Annotated in this window: 20 protein-coding genes and 1 tRNA gene; 11 read left to right on the forward strand and 10 right to left on the reverse strand. The window is 60.2% G+C overall.

The features are described from left to right. The first annotated feature begins 162 nt into the window (after window positions 1-162). The 10 genes from QQJ98_RS17765 to QQJ98_RS17810 all read left to right on the forward strand — a co-directional run bounded on the left by QQJ98_RS17765 (window position 163) and on the right by QQJ98_RS17810 (window position 11,388). The gene (locus QQJ98_RS17765) at window positions 163-1,098 is read left to right on the forward strand and encodes an ABC transporter substrate-binding protein (RefSeq protein ID WP_284326703.1); all 936 of its coding nucleotides are present in this window, start codon (window positions 163-165) and stop codon (window positions 1,096-1,098) included. 79 nt (window positions 1,099-1,177) lie between these two features. Next, on the forward strand, window positions 1,178-2,191 hold the full coding sequence (locus QQJ98_RS17770) for a quaternary amine ABC transporter ATP-binding protein (protein ID WP_284326685.1): 1,014 nt from the start codon (window positions 1,178-1,180) through the stop codon (window positions 2,189-2,191). Continuing rightward, complete coding sequence (locus QQJ98_RS17775; RefSeq protein WP_284326686.1) at window positions 2,191-4,122, forward strand: ABC transporter permease; 1,932 nt, start codon at window positions 2,191-2,193, stop codon at window positions 4,120-4,122. The genes QQJ98_RS17770 and QQJ98_RS17775 overlap by 1 nt, the downstream gene beginning before the upstream one ends. A 333-nt stretch (window positions 4,123-4,455) precedes the next feature. Next, window positions 4,456-5,145, forward strand: a complete 690-nt coding sequence (locus tag QQJ98_RS17780) for a hypothetical protein (protein ID WP_284326687.1) — start codon at window positions 4,456-4,458, stop codon at window positions 5,143-5,145. Next, on the forward strand, window positions 5,142-6,245 hold the full coding sequence (locus QQJ98_RS17785; RefSeq protein ID WP_284326688.1) for an AAA family ATPase: 1,104 nt from the start codon (window positions 5,142-5,144) through the stop codon (window positions 6,243-6,245). The genes QQJ98_RS17780 and QQJ98_RS17785 overlap by 4 nt, the downstream gene beginning before the upstream one ends. Continuing rightward, the gene (locus tag QQJ98_RS17790) at window positions 6,242-7,456 is read left to right on the forward strand and encodes a vWA domain-containing protein (RefSeq protein WP_284326689.1); all 1,215 of its coding nucleotides are present in this window, start codon (window positions 6,242-6,244) and stop codon (window positions 7,454-7,456) included. Before QQJ98_RS17785 ends, QQJ98_RS17790 begins: the two co-directional genes overlap by 4 nt. A gap of 308 nt (window positions 7,457-7,764) precedes the next feature. Next, window positions 7,765-8,799, forward strand: coding sequence for an NADP-dependent oxidoreductase (locus tag QQJ98_RS17795; RefSeq protein ID WP_284326690.1), 1,035 nt, complete (start codon window positions 7,765-7,767; stop codon window positions 8,797-8,799). 20 nt (window positions 8,800-8,819) lie between these two features. Continuing rightward, window positions 8,820-9,497: a type 1 glutamine amidotransferase domain-containing protein gene (locus QQJ98_RS17800; RefSeq protein ID WP_284326691.1), complete on the forward strand. Its 678-nt coding sequence runs from the start codon at window positions 8,820-8,822 to the stop codon at window positions 9,495-9,497. A gap of 206 nt (window positions 9,498-9,703) precedes the next feature. Further along, entirely contained in the window at window positions 9,704-10,630 is a 927-nt protein-coding gene (locus QQJ98_RS17805; protein ID WP_284326692.1) for an ABC transporter ATP-binding protein, read from the forward strand. After that, a complete protein-coding gene (locus tag QQJ98_RS17810; RefSeq protein WP_284326693.1) occupies window positions 10,627-11,388 on the forward strand; it encodes an ABC transporter permease in 762 nt (253 codons plus the stop codon). The genes QQJ98_RS17805 and QQJ98_RS17810 overlap by 4 nt, the downstream gene beginning before the upstream one ends. A gap of 63 nt (window positions 11,389-11,451) precedes the next feature. Here the strand turns inward: QQJ98_RS17810 and QQJ98_RS17815 are convergent, their stop codons facing one another. The 4 genes from QQJ98_RS17815 to QQJ98_RS17830 all read right to left on the reverse strand — a co-directional run bounded on the left by QQJ98_RS17815 (window position 11,452) and on the right by QQJ98_RS17830 (window position 14,390). Further along, the gene (locus QQJ98_RS17815) at window positions 11,452-12,183 is read right to left on the reverse strand and encodes an amino acid ABC transporter ATP-binding protein (protein ID WP_284326694.1); all 732 of its coding nucleotides are present in this window, start codon (window positions 12,181-12,183) and stop codon (window positions 11,452-11,454) included. After that, entirely contained in the window at window positions 12,180-12,854 is a 675-nt protein-coding gene (locus QQJ98_RS17820; protein ID WP_284326695.1) for an amino acid ABC transporter permease, read from the reverse strand. Before QQJ98_RS17820 ends, QQJ98_RS17815 begins: the two co-directional genes overlap by 4 nt. Before the next feature lie 4 nt (window positions 12,855-12,858). Beyond that, window positions 12,859-13,614, reverse strand: a complete 756-nt coding sequence (locus QQJ98_RS17825) for an amino acid ABC transporter substrate-binding protein (protein ID WP_284326696.1) — start codon at window positions 13,612-13,614, stop codon at window positions 12,859-12,861. Between the two features lie 700 nt (window positions 13,615-14,314). After that, window positions 14,315-14,390, reverse strand: a tRNA-Trp gene (locus QQJ98_RS17830). A 115-nt stretch (window positions 14,391-14,505) separates the two neighbouring features. Between QQJ98_RS17830 and QQJ98_RS17835 the strand changes: the two genes are divergently transcribed. Next, entirely contained in the window at window positions 14,506-14,733 is a 228-nt protein-coding gene (locus QQJ98_RS17835; RefSeq protein WP_284326697.1) for a DUF2798 domain-containing protein, read from the forward strand. Here the strand turns inward: QQJ98_RS17835 and QQJ98_RS17840 are convergent. From QQJ98_RS17840 to QQJ98_RS19815, 6 genes are all read right to left on the reverse strand, one after another. Next, a complete protein-coding gene (locus QQJ98_RS17840) occupies window positions 14,730-15,269 on the reverse strand; it encodes a hypothetical protein (protein WP_284326698.1) in 540 nt (179 codons plus the stop codon). The genes QQJ98_RS17835 and QQJ98_RS17840 overlap by 4 nt on opposite strands. A gap of 416 nt (window positions 15,270-15,685) precedes the next feature. Beyond that, on the reverse strand, window positions 15,686-17,260 hold the full coding sequence (locus QQJ98_RS17845) for a GMC family oxidoreductase (protein ID WP_284326699.1): 1,575 nt from the start codon (window positions 17,258-17,260) through the stop codon (window positions 15,686-15,688). A gap of 15 nt (window positions 17,261-17,275) precedes the next feature. Next, complete coding sequence (locus QQJ98_RS17850; protein ID WP_284326700.1) at window positions 17,276-17,797, reverse strand: Twin-arginine translocation pathway signal; 522 nt, start codon at window positions 17,795-17,797, stop codon at window positions 17,276-17,278. Between the two features lie 66 nt (window positions 17,798-17,863). Beyond that, window positions 17,864-18,259 (reverse strand): VOC family protein, encoded by a 396-nt coding sequence (locus QQJ98_RS17855; RefSeq protein WP_284326701.1) that lies wholly within the window; start codon window positions 18,257-18,259, stop codon window positions 17,864-17,866. 90 nt (window positions 18,260-18,349) lie between these two features. Further along, the gene (locus tag QQJ98_RS17860; RefSeq protein ID WP_284326702.1) at window positions 18,350-18,652 is read right to left on the reverse strand and encodes a ribbon-helix-helix domain-containing protein; all 303 of its coding nucleotides are present in this window, start codon (window positions 18,650-18,652) and stop codon (window positions 18,350-18,352) included. 123 nt (window positions 18,653-18,775) lie between these two features. Continuing rightward, window positions 18,776-18,855, reverse strand: an 80-nt coding sequence (locus QQJ98_RS19815) for an EF-Tu C-terminal domain-related protein (protein WP_164736703.1), incomplete at its 5' end; no start/stop codon positions are given.

An 18,855-nucleotide genomic window follows, 5' to 3' on the forward strand; every position in this document is an offset into this window, starting at 1 on the left:
CCCCTGTTAACAATTTTTTACAAATAATGCGAGTCTGTTCACCGCCAAGGTCTGACGCGTTCACAACCCATCCCTAGCCTTGCGGTGCAGGGAAGGCCGTAAACTTCCCGCTCAACACTGCGCGCAGGCGCGGATATCCAACAGGGATGCACCATGAAACCTATGAAAACAATGCTTGTCGGCGCGACAGCACTGGTCTTGCTCGCACCGGCAGTCTGGGCCGCCGATTCAACCGATCCGATCATGATTCCGCTGCACAACTGGTCCAGCCAGATTGTGATGAGCCATGTCGTCGGCGATATTTTCACCTCGATGGGCAATAGCGTGGAATATGTGACCACCGACAGTCAGGCGGTTTACGAATCCATCCGTCTGGGCGATGCCGCACTGGAAATGGAAGTCTGGGAGGGTGCGTTTGGTGCGTCATTTGATGCCGCCGTCGCCAAAGGTGGCATCCACGCGGCAGGCGCTCACAACGCCATCACGCGCGAGGATTGGTGGTATCCTGCATGGACCAAAGAAGCCTGCCCCGGATTGCCGGATTGGAAAGCCCTGAACGACTGCGCGGCCTTGTTCAAAACCCCCGAGACCGGTGAGAAAGGCCGCTTTTTGGGCGGCCCGGTGGATTGGTTGAAGCACGATCAGGAAAAAGTTGACGCCTTGGGGATGAATTTCGCCGTGGTCAACGCAGGCTCTGCTGCCGCGATCTGGGCCGAGATCGGTGCCGCCGAAAAGACTAAAACGCCGATCGTCGTGTTCAACTGGACGCCGAACTTTGCGGAAGCGGTCTGGCCGGGCGAATTCGTGAATTTCCCCGAATGGGTGGCCGGCTGCAACGAAGACCCCTCGGTCGGCCCCTTCCCCGATAAAACCTACGACTGCGGCAACCCGGCCAACGGCTATCTGAAAATTGCCGCTTGGGATGGCATGAAAGACAAATGGCCCGCAGCCTATGCCACGCTGACGAAAGTCAGCCTGACCAACCCACAGATCGCCGAAATGGCCAAACTGGTCGATATCGACGGGATGGAGCCGGAAGACGCGGCTAAGGCCTGGATGGATGCAAACCCGGACGTTTGGAAAGCCTGGCTGAATTAAGCCCAGCAATCCCATCCACTTGGCCCATCCAGCACAGTGCCGGATGGGCCGACCGTTTGCCAAAGATCGAGGTTCCCACATGACAGAAAGCGTTATCAGCTGCCACAATGTCTCAAAGATATTCGGGCCAAACCCGGCACAGCATCTGGCGAACCTCAAGGCTGACCCCAGCCTGACGCAAGCAGGCTATGTCCATGCGGTGCGCGAGGTTAATCTTGAGATCCGGCGGGGTGAAATGCTGGTTGTCATGGGGCTTTCCGGTTCTGGAAAATCGACGCTGGTGCGCTGCCTGTCCCGGTTGATCGAGATCACGGGCGGCACAGTCACTGTGGAAGGTCGCGACATTGCGACGCTGTCCGAGCCGGACCTGATTGACCTGCGCCGCCGCAAAATGGGCATGGTGTTTCAAAGCTTTGGCCTGCTGCCGCATCGCTCTGTTCTGGAAAACGTCGCCTTCCCGTTGGAAATGCGCGGCCAGGATCGCGCCACCCGGTATTCCCGCGCCCGCGAAATGTTAGAGCTGGTTGGCCTGAAAGGCCGCGAAGACTATTTCCCGCGCGAGCTTTCGGGTGGCCAACAACAGCGCGTCGGCATCGCACGATCCTTGGCGGTCGAGCCGGACATCTGGTTTCTGGACGAGCCGTTTTCAGCGCTTGACCCTCTGATCCGGCGCGAGATGCAGGATGAATTTCTGCGGCTGAAAGGCATGATGAATAAGACGATTGTCTTTATCACCCATGATTTCGACGAAGCTTTGCGACTGGCCGACCGTATCGCCATCATGAAAGATGGCCGCATTGAGCAATGCGACACCCCCGACAAGATCGTGCTGCACCCGGCCACCGACTATGTCGCCAAATTCACCTCCGAGATTGACCGCGCCCGCGTCGTCCATATCGGCAGTCTGGTGCGACCGCTGACCGCACCTCCCAGCGGCGAACCCGTGCCCGCGCATCGCACCATCCGCGATCTGGCCCGGCAACTGATCTCTGACCCGCGCGTTGAGATTCCAGTGATAAACGCACAGGGTGCCGTGATCGGCTCGGTGTTGCGCCAAGCGGCGCTGGATGTGCTGCTTGGGGATGCACAGTGATGGAGCGGGATGCGCGCTTTGCTGGCACCGCGAAACTTCTATTGGCGCTGGCCGTGGGCCTGATGGTCTTCAAGGCCATTCTGCCGCAAGGCATGATCCGCCCGCCGGAATGGCTGGTGCTGCCCTTCGCCGACTGGATCAACGTGGTTTTCTCATTCCTGCAAAACGATCTGGGCCTGATGGCTGTCACCCGCGCCTTCTCTGCTGTGGTGGAATGGCTGCTGAACGTCACCGCGAACCTGCTCTATGGCAAAAGCCGCTGGCCCAACCTTGGGCCGATCCCATGGAGCGTCATTGCCGTCACTGCTTTTATGGCAGGCTATGCCCTGAAAGGCTGGCGTTTGGGGTTGATCAGCGGCGGCACATTCGTCTGGATTGCGCTGATGGGGCAATGGAAATGGGCGATGGAAACCCTGTCGGTGATCGTGGTTGCAGCCCCGTTTTCGGTGATACTCGGCCTTGTGCTGGCTGTGTTGGCATGGCGCTCACCTCGGTTCGAGCGGGTGCTGAATCCCATCCTCAGCATCGCGCAATCCTTGCCGCATTTCGCCTACATGATCCCAGTGGTGGTGTTCATCGGGGTTGGGCCAAAAGCGGGCGCCATTGTCACCATTATCTTCTCGGTGCCGCCGATGATCCGCATGACGTTGCTGGGGCTGAAGAAAGTGCCTGAAGAAGTGATCGAGGCCGCCAAAATGTCGGGCGCCACCCGTTGGCAGTTGCTGACCCGGGCCCGCATCCCCACCGCACGATCCGAGATCTTGATCGGGGTCAATCAGGTCATCATGCAATGTCTGGCGATGGTGGTGCTCGCCAGCTTTATCGGGATGCCGGGGCTGGGGCAAAAGCTGTTGCAACTGCTGCAATCGCTGAAAATTGGCCTGTCAGTGGAAATCGGCATCACGATCATCTTGCTGGCGGTGACGCTGGATCGACTGACCAAGGCTTGGGCACTGCGCCAACCCATGCACGAGGCCGCAAGCCCGTCCTGGATCACCCGCAATCGGCTGTTGCTGATCTGGCTGACGCTTTGCGCTATCGGCTTTGGGCTGGCGCATGTCTTCCCGTACTTTCTGGAGGTCGAGCGGCGGCAGGCACTGTCCGTCGCTGGCCCGGTAGATGCGCTGATGGATCACCTGATCCGCCTGATCACCCCGGTCACGCTGTGGCTGCGCTGGTTTCTGATCACTTGGGTGTTGATCCCGATGCGCGATGCTTACCTCTGGCTGCCGTTCACGGCGGTTCTGGTGCTGCTGGCGGCCTTGGGTTGGGCCATCGGAGGTTTGCGATCCGCGCTGATCTGCGTGGCTTATTTTGGCCTGATCGCTGCATCGGGTTGGTGGGATCGCGCGATGATCACCGTGTATATGGTGTGCATTTCAGTGCTGATCGCGGCCATCCTTGCCATCCCGCTTGCGCTCTGGGGCGCGCGCAACCCCGAGCGCGCTGGGCGCATCCTGTTGATCTGTGACACCGCCCAGACTTTCCCCAGCTTTATCTATCTGATCCCGGTGATCATGCTGTTCGGCGTCAATGACGTGGCTGTGGTCGCCGCTGTTGTGGTTTTTGCGGCTGTGCCACTGGTGCGCTATACCATTGAAGGCTTGCGCAACGTGCCGCCCGAAATGATCGAGGCCGCGAATATGAGCGGGGCAACGCAGGCGCAGCTGCTATGGCATGTGCGTCTGCCATTGGCGCTGCCCACGATGCTGGTCGGGGCCAACCAATCGGTGATGTTTTCATTGTTCATGGTGATCATCGCGGCCTTCATCGGCACGCAGGATCTGGGGCAGGAAATGCAGCGGGCCCTGTCCTCTACCGACGTGGGCAAAGGTTTGGTTCTGGGTTTTGCCGTGGCCTTCATGGGTCTGCTGACGGATCATCTGATCACACGCTGGTCAGAAACCCGCAAACGCGCGCTGGGGATCTGAGTTTCGTCAAGGCGGAACTCATCGCCCAATGCAGCCAGCCCTGATAATTTTGACTGAACGCGATGAACAATTGCGTCGGCGATAACGGCTAACGGATGCTTGGGAACCGTTCTCTGACACTCTGCGCCCCCATGAAAACGCGCATTGCGCAGGGCTCGATGAAACATCATCCGGCGATCACTGTGCCGGAAACTTTCGATCCGCGAGACTTCTGGCCTGACGCGCGCGGTGCGGATTACGGTGATAAAACAGCTTGCAGCGCATAAGATAAAAGTTGCTGCCGTTTGCCGCGCTTGTGCAGGGCGCTAGGTATATCTGATTGGCGGAGACAACATGCTGATCGTGACGCAAGAGACCACCATGAACCAAGGCGTGCTTGATGCAAGCAGCCTGCCGAAGAAATTCTTCGGGCGCGTTTTGATTTTGCCGCGCGGGGCGCGCTTTGGCCAATGGCTTCGGTTAATTGTTGAAATACAGGCGCTGCGCTATGGGGTGACACTGCTGCCCTTCGCGCTCACGCCGTTCTTTCTGCGCGACCTCGCACTGCCGGTGATGGAAGCGCCTGCGCTGATGCTTGCCTTGGTGGCTTTCGTCGAACTGAAAGTGTTGCGGCTGTCAAAATCTGCCCGCAGCGCCGCGATCACCGAAGACGAAGCCGCCCGCCGCTTGGACACGCTGACCTTTCGCGCCCGCGCCTGCCTGCGCCGGATCGCGGCACGGCACGGCCTCAGCGAAGGGCAGTTGCGCCTTGTGGTTGAACAATCCGAACTCGCCCGCTTCCCCCCGATGACGCTGGTTTCTGTGCAAAGCGAAACGCCTGCGCCGCAGGTGCTTTCGTTGGATGCAAAAGATCGGGTGGTGCTGGAAAACGGTCTGTTCGACGCTGATTTCACGGAACGCGACCTGCTGGTGATGAACCAGCGCGACGACATCTACCTGCGCGACATCGCGCAAGAGACGCGGGCCGTCTCGGCCCATTCCCGGCTTGCGGCATTTCTGGAACAGCGCGAGGTCACCGCATGAGCGTGAACGCCACCACTGTTTCTGCAGGCGAAGCATTAGGGGTGCTGATGGCCGGATGGGCCGCCCAAAAGGCAGGCAACCTGACCGCATCATGGATGCTGCATGGCCGCCCCGGTGTTGGCAAAACCGAGGTGGTGCAGTCCCTTGCACACAAGATAGGTGCCGAACTTTACGATCTGCGCCTGACCACGATCGAACCGCAGGATTTGCGCGGCTTGCCGTATTTCGATCACGCGCGCGCCAAAACCGTCTGGTATCGCCCCGAAGACCTGCCCGATACCGATGCCCCCGCCATCCTGTTTCTGGATGAATTGACCGCCGCCGCCCCCGCGCTTCAGCCCACGGTCTATGGCTTGCTGCAAGAACGCCGCGTCGGGCGGCACCGCTTACCCGCCAATGTGATGATCGTGGCGGCAGGCAACCGGGTTGAAGATGGTGCCATCGCCTATGACATGGGCACAGCACTCAGCGACCGGCTGATCCACATGATCGTGCAGGCCAGCGCCGACGACTGGCTGACGCAGTATGCGGTGCCAGCAGGTATCCATCCCACGGTTGCGGCGTTCATCCGCACCCGCCCGGACCTGCTCGAGACGACCGAGGCCAGCCTGCGACGCGGCCAGATGATTGCCTGCACCCCCCGCAGCTGGACCCGCGTCAGCCAGATCATGTTCAGCGTGCCAGACCGCGCCCTGCGGCAGGTGATGATTGCAGGCACGGTCGGCACCGCTCCGGCTGCGGAATTTGCGCTTTTGGCCGACGAGATTGCCGCCACCGTCAACATTGATCAGATGTTGGCCAGCACCCGCGCTGAACGCCAAGACCTTTACCCCACCAGCCTGCATGGTCTGACGGCACTGGTTTACGGTCTTGTCGGCGCAGTCAGGCAAGACACGCTGCCTGCCGCCATTGAAATTCTGGCCGACATGCGCGGGCTTGCGCGGCTTTCACAGCACGGGCTGCCGGGCAGTGAACTTGCAAGCTTTGGCTTCGAGCTCTTGATCGCCCGCGCGCTTGAAAACGGCTGGCAAGAGGCGTTTGCGCACTCGGATGCCTATGCCGCTTACGCCGCCGAGCGTCGGGCCGCTGGCCTGCCATGACACCCCGCGCCGCCCGCGCGCTGGCTCATCTGGGTGAGGTAGATGCCACGCTGGCAGTGCTTGCACTCTGGTGCCGCCACCGCGACGGCAGCGGGGTCACGCGCACGACAGGTGATGTCATCACCTATGGCCCCGCGTTTGACGGGTTGGGCCTGCCCCAGCAAGTTGGCCTTGTGGCGCATCATGTGCTGCATGTGGCCCTGCGTCACTCCGCGCGCCAAGCCAGTCTGGCCGAGCGTCTTGGCACCACGTTTGACACATCGCTCTTTGGCCTTGCCGCCGATGGCATCATCAATGAGACCCTGATCCTTGCCGGGCACGCCATCCCGCGCCCTGCGGTGACCCTGACCGCACTGCTGGCCGAGGCCGGGTTGCCCGCACAAAGCGCCATCGCCGCGTTGGAACAATGGGACGTTGATCGTCTGGCGATGGCTTTGCACCGTGACCCCAAACGCGCCCAGCGCCTGCGCGACTGGGGCAAGACCAAAGGCTTCGAGGTTGATCTTGCCACTGGCCCGCCCGAAGACGCGGGCAAAGGTCAATCCACCTCGGATTGGCGCAACCACGTCCTGCGCGCCTTCGAGGCCGGGCGCAAAGCTGGCACAGGCATTGGCCGTCTTGGCGCAGTTCTGGCCGATCTTGCGCCCGAAACCGTGCCTTGGGAAATCCACCTGCGCGGCCTGCTGGCGCTTGCACTGACCGAACGCCCGCGCCCAAGCTGGCGCAGACCTTCGGGCAGTTGGGTCGCCCGCATGGCGGATGCCGAACAGCGCGGCGGCCCGGTCCCGGTGTTCGAGCCGGGACGGCAGCGGCTGGATCACCTGCCCCGCATCGTCATCGGCCTTGATACCTCGTCGTCTATCGACCCACAGACGTTGCAGCTGTTCACCACCGAAGCCGAAGCCATCGTGCGCCGCACCGGTGCCGAGGCGCATTTCATGGCGTTCGACGAGACAGTCTTTGCCCAGTTGCGGCTGGATCAGACCGGATGGCGCCACCTGCGCGACCTGCCTCTGCGCACAGGCGGCGGCACCGATTTCCAAGACCTGTTCGAGAAAGCGCGCGTCATCCGCCCGTCAATCGTGGTGATCCTTACCGATCTTGATGCGGCTCTGCCGCCTGCACCACCGTTCCCCGTGCTCTGGGCCGTGCCCGCAGCCATTGCCGACCCACCCTATGGCAGGGTGATCTGCCTCGTTGACCAGAGATGACGGGCAGCCCAAAACAACGATCCCTTTTGCCCGTCACCTCATGCCATCAAACCCTGCGCAAGCACCGCTCTCGGCCCCTGCCCGACGCTTCAATAGTCAGCGATGTGACAGCGTCCGTTACCTGATGCGGACATCGGCGGCGGCTTGCGGATACATCGCAAACCCGGGTGCGACACGAGTGCTTGTGCTGCACGCGCAACCAAATCGCCGCTGATGCGTTTGCACTTCAAGATCCCCCCGCACTTCAACAACCGCGCATCTATAGAACCGCGCCTCAAGTGCAACGGCCCGAAATTGGAAGACCCCAGATGACACAGACCGAACCGAAGCAGCGTCAGATCGTGCTTGCCGAGCGCCCGAACGGCGAGCCGACGGAAAAGCATCTGCGCTTGATCGAGGCTGAAAGGCCACTCGCTGGCGCGCATCAGATGCTTTTGCGCACCGAATTCCTCTCGCTGGACCCGTACATGCGGGGGCGGATGAGTGATGCGCCATCTTACGCGGCTCCGGTCGAAGTCGGTGCCGTGATGGTCGGCGGGACGGTTGCGCGCGTTGTCACCTCGCAGATCAAAGGCTTCGCACCCGGTGATTGGGTGCTCAGCTTCAACGGTTGGCAAGAGTATGCGGTGTCAGACGGCCAAGGCGTCACCAATCTTGGGCAGTCGCCTGTGCATCCGTCTTGGGCGCTTGGAATTTTGGGGATGCCGGGATTTACAGCTTGGGCCGGGCTGACCCAGATTGGCGCACCCAAAGCTGGCGAAACCATTGTTGTCGCAGCGGCAACTGGTCCGGTGGGTGCCACCGTGGGCCAGATCGGAAAATTGCTGGGGTGCCGGGTTGTCGGCGTTGCGGGCGGCGCTGAAAAATGTGCCTACGCTGTCAGCGAACTCGGGTTTGACCATTGTATCGACCACAAAGCCCCGGATTTCGCACATCAGCTGAACGCCGCCTGCCAAGACGGCATTGATGTTTATTTCGAGAATGTCGGCGGCAAAGTCTTGGACGCGGTTATTCCGCTGCTCAACCCAAACGCGCGCATGCCCGTCTGCGGGCTGGTTTCGCAGTATAATGCCACCGCGCTGCCATTCGGCCCCGATCGGATGAACTGGCTGATGGGGCAGATTTTGCGCAAGAAAATCAAGGTGCAAGGCTTCATCATCTTCGATGATTTCGGCCATCTGTACGCCGAGTTTGCCAAGGCGATGAACGCTTGGATCGAAGCTGGGAAAATCAAATACCGCGAAGAGATCATTGATGGTCTTGAAAACGCGCCCGCGGCCTTCATCGGCCTGCTGAAGGGCGAGAATTTCGGCAAGCGCGTCATCCGCGTTGGCCAAAACTGAACATATAAAAGGAACGTCACATGAAAATTCTGATGGTGCTGACCTCGCACGATAAACTCGGCGATACCGGCAAGAAAACTGGCTTTTGGTTAGAAGAGTTTGCCGCCCCCTATTACGTGTTCAAAGATGCCGGTGCAGAAATCACCTTGGCCTCACCGAAAGGCGGGCAGCCCCCGCTTGATCCAGCAAGCGACGCCGATGATGCGCAAACCGACGACACCCACCGCTTCAAGGCTGACGCAGAAGCGCAACGTCATCTTGCCGCCACGCTCAAGCTGGCTGACATCCCCGAAGCTGGCTTTGACGCGATCTTTTATCCCGGCGGTCACGGCCCGCTGTGGGATCTGGCTGAAGACAAAGACAGCAAGCGCCTGATCGAGGCCTTTGCCGCATCCGACCGCCCGGTTGGCGCTGTCTGTCACGCGCCCGCCGTGTTCCGCCATACGCTTGGCACGGATGGCAAGCCCTTGGTGTCAGGCCGCCGCGTCACGGGCTTCACGAATACGGAAGAAGAGGGCGTAGGCCTGACAAAAATCGTGCCCTTCCTGGTCGAGGATATGCTGAAAGCCAATGGCGGCACATACGAAAAAGGACCGGATTGGGCCAGCTTTGTCTTGCGTGACGGCAAGCTTGTGACAGGCCAAAACCCCGCCTCTTCCGCCGAAGCGGCAAAGGCTGTGTTGGCCCTGCTGGCCTAAGGCCGTCCATCCCACCAAAGACGCAGACCGCCCCTTGCCTTGGCGGCGGCTGCGTCGACCCAACGGCTTGCAGAACGCGAACGTGTGGGCCCCACAGCCCCGGCACATGGCGCTGTGGGGCATTGATCGCGAAATCTGCGCAGTCCGTGCCTTGGACTCGCACCGCCATCAGACTATGGTAAGCGTCTTCAGAGTGTGAGGACTTCATGCCGTCCATCGTTTCCATACGAAATCTTACCAAGACCTATAAATCTGGCTTTGCAGCCCTGAAATCCGTTAATCTTGAGATTGCAGAGGGCGAAATCCTCGCGCTGCTTGGCCCGAATGGCGCAGGCAAGACCACCTTGATTTCTGCGGTTTGCGGTATTGTGCAGCCGACATCGGGCAGCGTTACGGTGGGTGGCCATGATGTGGTGCGGGATTTTCGCGCCGCACGCGATCTGATCGGCCTTGTGCCACAAGAGATCACGCTGGAGCCTTTCGAGAAGGTCTTCAATGCGGTCAGCTTCTCGCGGGGGCTGTTCGGCAAGTCACCCGACCCGGCCTATGTGGAACGCGTGCTGCGGCAACTATCGCTGTGGGACAAGAAAGATAGCAAGATTGTTGCCCTGTCGGGCGGCATGAAACGGCGCGTGCTGATCGCCAAAGCCTTGGCGCATGCGCCCCGCGTCCTGTTCCTTGACGAACCCTCGGCAGGCGTCGATGTCGAGTTGCGCAAGGATATGTGGTCTGTCGTGGCCGATCTGAAAGCGCAGGGCGTCACCATCATCCTCACCACCCATTACATCGAAGAGGCCGAGGCGATTGCCGACCGGGTCGGCGTGATCAACAAAGGCGAGATCCTGTTGGTCGAGGACAAGTCCGCCATGATGCGCCGGATGGGCCAGAAGCACCTGCAGATTGATCTGACAGAACCGCTTGTCGCAGTGCCCGATATGCTGGCCAGCTACGCATTGGAACTTGGCCCCGAGGGGCGCAGTCTCATTTTCACCTATGACACCAAAGGCGACCGGACCGGCATCGTCACCTTGCTGACCGATCTGCGCAGCGCAGGCTTGCAGTTGACAGATCTTTCCACCCGGCAGAGCAGCCTTGAAGACATCTTTGTCGGACTGTTGAAGGAACAGCTATGAATTTTCCAGCGATACGCGTCATCTTTCAGCGGGAAATGGCAAGGTTCAGCCGCACCATTATAGAATCGCTGATCTCTCCCGTCATCTCGACGTCGCTGTATTTCGTCGTGTTCGGCGCGGCCATCGGCAGCCGGATCGAGGCTGTGGATGGTGTGACCTACGGCGCCTTCATCGTGCCCGGCCTGATCATGCTGACGGTGATCACGCAATCAGTTTCAAACGCATCTTTCGCGATCCATTTCCCGAAGTTCATCGGTTCAATCTATGAATTGTTGTCGGCCCCGGTCAGCTACCGCGAGATCGTGATCGGCTATGTCGGCGCTGCGGCGGTGAAATCCATCCTGATCGGTCTGGTAATCTTGCTGACCGCCTATCTGTTTGTCGATCTGCCCATCGCGCATCCCATCGCGATGCTGGCGCTGCTGGCGGTGACAAGCTTCAGCTTCTCGCTTTTCGGGTTCATCATCGGCATCTGGGCGAAAGATTTTCAACAGTTGCAACTGATCCCGCTTTTGGTGCTGACGCCGCTGATCTTTCTGGGCGGTAGTTTTTACAGCATCGACATGCTGCCGGGCATTTGGCGCACCATCGCGATGTTCAATCCGGTGGTCTATCTGATGTCTGTTTTCCGCTGGTCTTTCTTTGCCACCGCTGACGTGCCGATTGCGGCAAGCTTGCTGGCGATTGCTGTCTTCACGGCGCTGTGCCTGGCGGTTGTTTGGTGGATTTTCCGCACAGGCTGGCGCATCAGACAATAAGCAGGCGGGGGCCAGCGAGCGGTCAGCCCGTGATGACAGGCCAGCCAGACTCGTCAAAACCCTTTATCTGACCCGCCGTAGGAAGTTTGCGGTCCGCACGTCTTGCGGGGCATCGAAAATTTGCGCAGGCGTGCCTTCTTCTACGATGCGCCCGCCGTCCATAAACACGATCCGGTCGGCAATTTCGCGGGCAAATTGCATCTCATGTGTGACGATCAGCATTGTCTGCCGCCGCTCAGCCACGCGACGCATCAGGTCCAGAACCTCACCCACCCATTCGGGGTCCAGCGCCGATGTAGGTTCATCCAGCAACATCAGGGCCGCATCCAGCGCCATGGCGCGGCCAATGCCGACGCGCTGCTGTTGCCCACCCGACAGGGCTGCGGGATAGCTTGCGGATTTGTCGGAAAGGCCGATCTCATGCAGAATGTCATCGGCCCGCGCCTCTGCTTCGGCGCGGGGTTTGCGCTGCACCGTGATCAGGGCTTCGGTGATATTGTCGCGCGCCGTCTTATTGGCAAACAGCGCATAGTTCTGAAACACAAAGGCCGTTCGGCGGCGCAGCGCAAGGATTTGCGCCGAGCTGGCCGATGCCGCATCGACCGTCAGATCCCCGATCCCGATCACGCCGCTGTCGGGCCGGTCAAGGTAGTTCAGACAACGCAGCAAGGTTGATTTACCCGTGCCGGAAGGGCCGATGATCGCCACCCGCTCGCCCGCCGCGATACCAAGGTTGATGCCATCCAGCACGGTGTTTGCGCCGTAGCGCTTGGTCAATCCGCGAATGGTGATCATCGGGCGATGGCCTTGTTCAGGTGACGTTCCAGCAGCCTTTGCAAGAAGGCCAGAGTTTCAACGATGGCCCAATACAGCACGGCCACAACAAGGAAAGCCTCGAAATACAAAAAGCTTCCTGCGGCTTCTTTTTGCGTGGCACCCATCATCTCGGTCACGCCCAGCGTGAAGGCAAGCGACGTGCTTTTGATCATGTCGATAAAGTAATTGACCAGCGTTGGCGCCGCCACCCGCGCCGCCTGCGGCAACACGATACGGCGCATCGACTGAGCCTGCGTCATGCCGACGGCCTGTGCTGCCTCCCACTGGCTGCGATCAACACCAAGGATCGCGGCGCGGATGCTTTCGGCCATATAGGCAGAAAAATGCAGGGTCAGCCCGATGATCGCCGCCGTGACACCGTTGATGCCGGACAAAACCGGCAGAATTTGCGGCAATCCGTAGTAGAACAGAAACAACTGCACCAGCAGCGGCGTGCCCCGAAAGAAACTGATGAAAAGCTGCACGAACTGGTCCAGCACAGGCACCCGCATCACACGCTCGACGGCCATCAGGCAGGCCAGCAGCAAGGCGCCGACCATCGCAGCCAGCGCCATGCCGATCGTCAGCGGCACATAGCCCAGAATGACAGGCACCAGCCCCAGCATGTAGTCGATGTTAAGGCCGTGCATCACGTCATTCTACCGGCTTGGTCACGTCAAGCCCCAGCCATTTCTCAGAAATCGCTGCAAGCGAGCCATCCGCCTTCATCTCGGTCAACGCCGCATCCAGTTTGTCACGCAGGGCCTGCCCCGCAGTATCGTTGCGGAACGGCAAGGCGTTCTGGATCTCGCTGAACGCGGGCCCGGCAAGCGCAAGCGGCAACGGGCTTTCCTTGATAACCTGCGCCGAAGACACGCGGTCCATCACGAAAGCATCAATGCGACCCAAGGCTGTGTCCTGCTCGATATTGCTTTCGTAGGTGCGGATGTCGATCTCGCCGGCGAACGGCAATGCGCGCAGCAATTGCTCAAAGTTGGAACCAAGGTTCACCCCAACCGAGCGGCCCTTCAGGCTTTCAACGCCGGTGATCTCGGTCTCATTGCCCTTCTTCACCACCACTTGCGCGCCGTCATAGACATAAGGCTGGCTGAAAGCGAATTTCGCCGCACGCTCGGGGGTGATGGTGATCTGATTGGCCACCGTATCGATGCGCCCAGCTTCCAGCGCGCCGATCAGACCCGAGAACGACATGGTCGAAAATTCGACCGTATCGCCGGTCCGTTCGGCCAAGGCAGTCATCAGATCAACCTCAAAGCCCTGTAGCTTGTCCTGCCGAACAAAGGTGAAGGGAAAGTATCCGCCGGACATGCCAACGCGTATCGTCTCTGCTGCGGCAGGAAGAACGGCGGCTGCGGTCAGCAGCGCTGCAAGGGAAAGCGATTTCAACATCTTATGCTCCTGTGTCTCACTACTCAAGATGCTCGCGACGGTCTTGCAGTTCAAGCCGGTTCGCGAAACAAGCATGACAGCCCCCTACCCTCCTGACTGCGCAGGATACCATCCGCAAATTGCGGTGAAATCAGGCATTTTTTCTGCAGGTTTGGTCTGGCCAGTGAACAATGATCTGTCCTGCACAGGCCCCTAAAGCCGCCAAATCTTGAGTGTCGGCAAGTTCAGATGCTCTTTTGACAAAGGGCACGATCTTTTCACTGTTCCATCATCCACTATCCAGCCCCGATCGGTCTGTGCTGTGCGTCAACTCACAAGACATGAACCCGGGCCAAGTCGATAAGATTTGCATCTCAGGGGGATGGGTTTCGAGAGCGGCCTGCAGGTAACTACCTTAACGCTCCAGCCCATGCCAACAGCACGCGCCCGCATCTCAGGTGCATACCGATCTGATGCCTTGCGCGTTTGCATGCCCCTCATCCTTTGTCAGCGCAAAGGTCTTCGGCCAACAAGGGGGGGCAAATGCCTGAAAGACGTGGCGGCAATCCTAACCGCGCATTGCCCAAGCAGGCACACCCATCTGGCAGAATCGGCACTGATGCAAAAGCAGGCACACGACGCCGGAACAAACGTCCGAACTAAGCCCCCAACCGCCCAAAACCGCTCCACCCGGAACATGGTCTAAGGCATTGAAAAGGCTTGGCAGGAGTTGGGGGACTCGAACCCACGACCCTCGGTTTTGGAGACCGATGCTCTACCAACTGAGCTAAACTCCTAAGGCCTGAGGGGGAGTTACGGCAGCCCCAAGGGGAAATCAAGGGGGGAATCGGGGTTGGCGCGCAGAAAGCACGCGCCTATGCACGGGGGCAGCCCAAACCACGGAGAGCCCTGATGATTCCCGCCCGCTTTGCCCCTTATCTGTTCGGCCTGATCCTGTCGGGGCTGATGTCGTGCTTTGTGTCCGGGCTATCCACGTTTCGCACGCTGGGGCTCGTCGATCACTTCCTGCTGGAATGGATGGGCAATTGGGCGGCGTCTTGGGCGCTGGCCTTCCCCACCGTGCTGGTGATCGCGCCCATCACCCGCCGCATCGTCGCCCGTCTGGTGCGGCAGCCCTAGGCCACAGCAATCGGGCGGTAACAGCGCACCGCACCGCTGACGCTGTGGGTGGTGGTGGTCACCGTCACCGTCGCACCGCTTGTTTCCCGGACCGTGCTGGCGGGCGGGGCGGACAGCACCAGTTGCACCGTCTGCACCGGACCCGAGCGCGGCGGGATGTTCTGCTCGACCACCTCGACAATGCCCGTAGACACCACCCGCACCACCAGCCCCGAGTGATGCGGCAGCCCGCGCCCCTCGGTCCGTGAATTCTCGCTAAAGCTGGTGCCTTCCGGGCTGCTGACGTCAATGCGGGTGGTCTGCGTCCAGACATAATTCTGATACTGCACCACATCGCCTGCCCGCAACTGCGGCACCTCGACCACGTCCCCCCAGACATACGCCACGTTCGGCCCGAATTTCGGCGTCTGCGGGATCGAGGATTTCCCCCCCGCCCCCGTGATCGCGGCCTCTACCAATGTCCAACATTCGCCATCGCCATAGCGCCCGGTTTGGCGTTGCGCAAAGGCGACAGCGGTGGCGGGGGTGTAGGGCATGATATGCTCCTTGGATTGTGCTGAAATATGGCGACTCGGGCAGAAAATATCGGCGCCCTGCGGGAATATTAGCAGCTTGTCGGTGATCTGTCTGTGGCGATGCGCGCGGGGCAGAGGTGGAAGCCTCCGGCGGGGATATTTAAGCAGAGAGGATGACCATAGCCGTTTGATTTGAACAACGCGCCCGGCGGTTGACGCAGGTTTGGCAGGATGAATTACAGGGGCGCGGGCAAAAAAACCACAATATGTTGTGGTTTTTGCCGATTTAGCACACGAAAACCGCAAGTGTGTCCCAGCGGGGACAGATTTTGTGATGTGATGTAGGGCCGGAAAGCGCCCTCAGCCACCGGCTTCAGCCTGTCGTGCAAAACGCGCGAGGGTGCCCCCGCGCGTCGCTGTCTCGCATATGGCCAGCGTTAAATCGTGCCCGCCGCCATCTCACTGGCGATGTGATCGGCCTGCCGGATCGCCAGCGCCACAATCGTCAGCGTCGGGTTTTCCGCAGCCCCGGTGGTGAACTGGCTGCCGTCCGAGATGAACAGATTGGCGATATCATGCGTCTGCCCCCATTTGTTGACCACGCCCAGCTTGGGGTCTTCCGACATCCGGTTGGTGCCAAGGTTATGGGTTGATGGATAGGGCGGAGTCGGAAACGCACGGGTCGCCCCCACCGCCTCATACATCGCCACGCCGCGCGCATAGGCATGGTTGCGCATGGCAATATCATTCGGATGGTCCGAGTAATTCACGTTCGGCGCAGGCAGGCCAAACTGATCCTTGGCATCTTTCGACAGTGTGACACGGTTGTCGGCCTGCGGCAGGTCTTCACCGACAATCCACAGCCCCGCCATGTTTTCATAGCTGTCCAGACCCGAGGTAAACTCGCGCCCCCAAGCGCCCGGATCAAGGAAGGCCGCCATGAACGGCAGACCAAGGCTCAGCGTCTCTAACTCATACCCGCCGACAAAGCCGCGCTCGGGGGCGTGGTGCGCCTCGTCCTGCACAATCCCCGCCATCGTGGTGCCGCGCCACATCCGCACCGGCTTGTCGAACACGCCGTAGACCGAACCCGTGACGTGGCGCATGTAATTCCGCCCGACCTGATCCGACGAATTCGCCAGCCCGTTCGGAAACATCTCAGACGCCGAGTTCAGCAACAGACGCGGGCTTTCGATGGTGTTGCCCGCCACGCAGATGATCCGCGCCTTCTGGGTCTGCAGCTTGCCGTCCTTGTCGAAATACTCGACCGCCGTGACCTTGCCGGTCTCGTCATGCAGGATCTTGGCAACATGGCTGCGCTCGCGCACCTCAAGGTTGCCGGTCGCTTCGCCTTCGGGAATGTCGGTATAGGCGGCGGACCATTTCGCGCCCCATTTGCAGCCCTGAAAGCAGAACCCGGTCTGCTGGCACGCCACCCGATTGCCAGTGTCATCCGAGGATTGAATAGCCATCCGCCCGGTATGCACCTGCGTGTAGCCCAACGATTTCGCGCCCTTCTCGAACACTTTGTAATTGTTGCTGCCGGGCAGACCGGGGCGGTTGCCGGTGCGCGTCACACCCAGCTTTTCCTCGGCCTTGTCATACCACGGCGCCATTTCGGCCCCGTCAATCGGCCAGTCGAGCAGGTTCGCGCCATCGACCTTGCCATAATTGGTCAGCGCCTTCCATTCGTGATCCTGAAACCGGATCGACGCGCCCGCCCAATGCGTGGTGGTGCCACCAACCGCCTTGACGATCCATGTCGGCAGGCCCGAGAAATCCTTCGCCACCCGCCAATCGCCGCTGGTGGTGCGGGTGTCGGTCCAGGCCAGCTGCCCAAAGCTCGCCCATTCGTCGTTCAGATAGTCTTCCGGCAGATAGCGCCCGCCAGCCTCCAAAGCGACCACCTTGACGCCCTTTTGCGCCAACTCATTCGCCAGAACCCCGCCGCCTGCGCCGGTGCCGATGATGACGACCACGGAATCGTCGTTCAGATCAAATTTCGCAACCATGTGTTCGTCCTCCCCTTACAACCAGTTGATGTCGTCGAAGCCGCGATTGATGTAGCCGCCCTGGCTGAAGGACTCGCCCTCATAGCCAAAGATCGGCCAGATCTCTTTCTGGTTATAGAGTCCCGTCACCAGCCCAGCCCGAACGGTCTGAAAGAACACGCCCGTCTCGATGGCTTGCAGAACCTTGACGCGGTCCTTCTCCCAGCCAATCGCAAGGTAAGACGCATGGCCCTGCGCCACCGCCGCCGCGTTCAACTCATCAATCCCGGCGGCAACCATGTCTTTGCTGTCAGCCGAGTCGTAGCCCTTGACCGCGATGGCGTAATATTGGTCAGCGACCTTGTCATGCGGGTAGATGTCGCGCGCCATCTGCATCAGCGTCGCCATCTGCTCTGGCGTGATCACCGCCACTTCCAGCGCCCAAGCCGCATCGGGTGCCGCGATAAAGCCCGCCCCCGAAACCGCCAGCGCCCAAGTCGCCATGGACCGCGACAACAACGCCCGCCGCGTGATGCCCTTTAGGTGTTCTTGTGTCATGTCATCCTCCCTGTGGTGCGTTATGGCCGCGAACTCCCCCCGCAGCCTTGCGTCAGCCTTAGCGCGTCACAGATACCTGCCGCCGCGCTGCAAAACCTCGATCTGATAGCCGTCGGGATCGGCGATAAAGAAAAACCGCGCCACCAGCACATCGCCGTTCTTGAAATCCACCAGTTTGCGCGGGGACAGCCCCGCAGCCGTCAGCCGCGCATGTTCCGCGTCCAGATCATCCACCGACACCGCCAGATGGCCATAGCCATCGCCCAGATTGTAAGGCTCGGTCCGGTCCTTATTGATGGTCAGTTCCAGTTCGAACCCGGTTTCGGAGTTCGACATGTAGATCAAGGTAAAGCCCGGAAAATCCAGTCGATCCGCCACCGACAGCCCGAAAGCTGTCTGGTAAAACTGAACCGACCGCGCCTCTTCCAGCACGCGGATCATTGCATGTATCGCCTTGGCCATAACCTCTCCTTACCAATCTGGTTTTGGTAAGGTTACTGAACCAATTTATCGCGGGGGTAGTAGCCGACTACTACAGCGCAATTTTATTGCTTATTCGGCTGCAAAGCGCGGTTGGATCGCTTCTGGCATCTGATCCAACTCGCCCAGATGGATGGTGCAGGCACAGCGCAGGAACGAGGTGAAATTCGGCGCTTCGCCATGTTGTTCCAGCACTTCGGAATGAAGCTTTGACAGCAAGGCCGGGGTGGTCAGCGCTTGGCGCAGCGCCATGTCATCCAGAATCCGCCAAAACGCACGCTCCAACCGGATGCTGGTCGATTGGCCGTTCAACCGCAAACGGCGGGTGACGGATTCATAACGGGTCGGGCTTTGCCCGGCGAAGATCTGGCACATCAGCTTGTTCTCCCCCGGTCAGGCTAAGGCATCGACCGCAGAGTCGTCAACCGCTCGCCGATCACGATTGCAAAAGGGCCGCGCCTTGCGGCACGGCCCTTGCAACCCGGAAAGACCCGGATCTTATTTCAGGATCTTCGAGACGACGCCTGCACCGACGGTGCGGCCGCCTTCGCGGATGGCGAAGCGCAGCTTTTCTTCCA

Origin of the sequence: Cypionkella aquatica (assembly GCF_030161095.1) — a bacterium.
Classification (GTDB): Bacteria; Pseudomonadota; Alphaproteobacteria; order Rhodobacterales; family Rhodobacteraceae; genus Cypionkella; species Cypionkella aquatica.

Excerpts from the sequence above, each read along its gene's own strand:
- QQJ98_RS17845 (WP_284326699.1), bottom strand. The coding sequence starts at position 17,260 with ATGGTTGCGAAATTTGATCTGAACGACGATTCCGTGGTCGTCATCATC.
- QQJ98_RS17810 (WP_284326693.1), top strand. The coding sequence starts at position 10,627 with ATGAATTTTCCAGCGATACGCGTCATCTTTCAGCGGGAAATGGCAAGG.
- QQJ98_RS17775 (WP_284326686.1), top strand. The coding sequence starts at position 2,191 with ATGGAGCGGGATGCGCGCTTTGCTGGCACCGCGAAACTTCTATTGGCG.
- QQJ98_RS17800 (WP_284326691.1), top strand. The coding sequence starts at position 8,820 with ATGAAAATTCTGATGGTGCTGACCTCGCACGATAAACTCGGCGATACC.
- QQJ98_RS17815 (WP_284326694.1), bottom strand. The coding sequence starts at position 12,183 with ATGATCACCATTCGCGGATTGACCAAGCGCTACGGCGCAAACACCGTG.
- QQJ98_RS17780 (WP_284326687.1), top strand. The coding sequence starts at position 4,456 with ATGCTGATCGTGACGCAAGAGACCACCATGAACCAAGGCGTGCTTGAT.
- QQJ98_RS17765 (WP_284326703.1), top strand. The coding sequence starts at position 163 with ATGAAAACAATGCTTGTCGGCGCGACAGCACTGGTCTTGCTCGCACCG.
- QQJ98_RS17790 (WP_284326689.1), top strand. The coding sequence starts at position 6,242 with ATGACACCCCGCGCCGCCCGCGCGCTGGCTCATCTGGGTGAGGTAGAT.
- QQJ98_RS17785 (WP_284326688.1), top strand. The coding sequence starts at position 5,142 with ATGAGCGTGAACGCCACCACTGTTTCTGCAGGCGAAGCATTAGGGGTG.
- QQJ98_RS17795 (WP_284326690.1), top strand. The coding sequence starts at position 7,765 with ATGACACAGACCGAACCGAAGCAGCGTCAGATCGTGCTTGCCGAGCGC.
- QQJ98_RS17825 (WP_284326696.1), bottom strand. The coding sequence starts at position 13,614 with ATGTTGAAATCGCTTTCCCTTGCAGCGCTGCTGACCGCAGCCGCCGTT.
- QQJ98_RS17855 (WP_284326701.1), bottom strand. The coding sequence starts at position 18,259 with ATGGCCAAGGCGATACATGCAATGATCCGCGTGCTGGAAGAGGCGCGG.
- QQJ98_RS17835 (WP_284326697.1), top strand. The coding sequence starts at position 14,506 with ATGATTCCCGCCCGCTTTGCCCCTTATCTGTTCGGCCTGATCCTGTCG.
- QQJ98_RS17840 (WP_284326698.1), bottom strand. The coding sequence starts at position 15,269 with ATGCCCTACACCCCCGCCACCGCTGTCGCCTTTGCGCAACGCCAAACC.
- QQJ98_RS17850 (WP_284326700.1), bottom strand. The coding sequence starts at position 17,797 with ATGACACAAGAACACCTAAAGGGCATCACGCGGCGGGCGTTGTTGTCG.
- QQJ98_RS17820 (WP_284326695.1), bottom strand. The coding sequence starts at position 12,854 with ATGCACGGCCTTAACATCGACTACATGCTGGGGCTGGTGCCTGTCATT.
- QQJ98_RS17770 (WP_284326685.1), top strand. The coding sequence starts at position 1,178 with ATGACAGAAAGCGTTATCAGCTGCCACAATGTCTCAAAGATATTCGGG.
- QQJ98_RS17860 (WP_284326702.1), bottom strand. The coding sequence starts at position 18,652 with ATGTGCCAGATCTTCGCCGGGCAAAGCCCGACCCGTTATGAATCCGTC.
- QQJ98_RS17805 (WP_284326692.1), top strand. The coding sequence starts at position 9,704 with ATGCCGTCCATCGTTTCCATACGAAATCTTACCAAGACCTATAAATCT.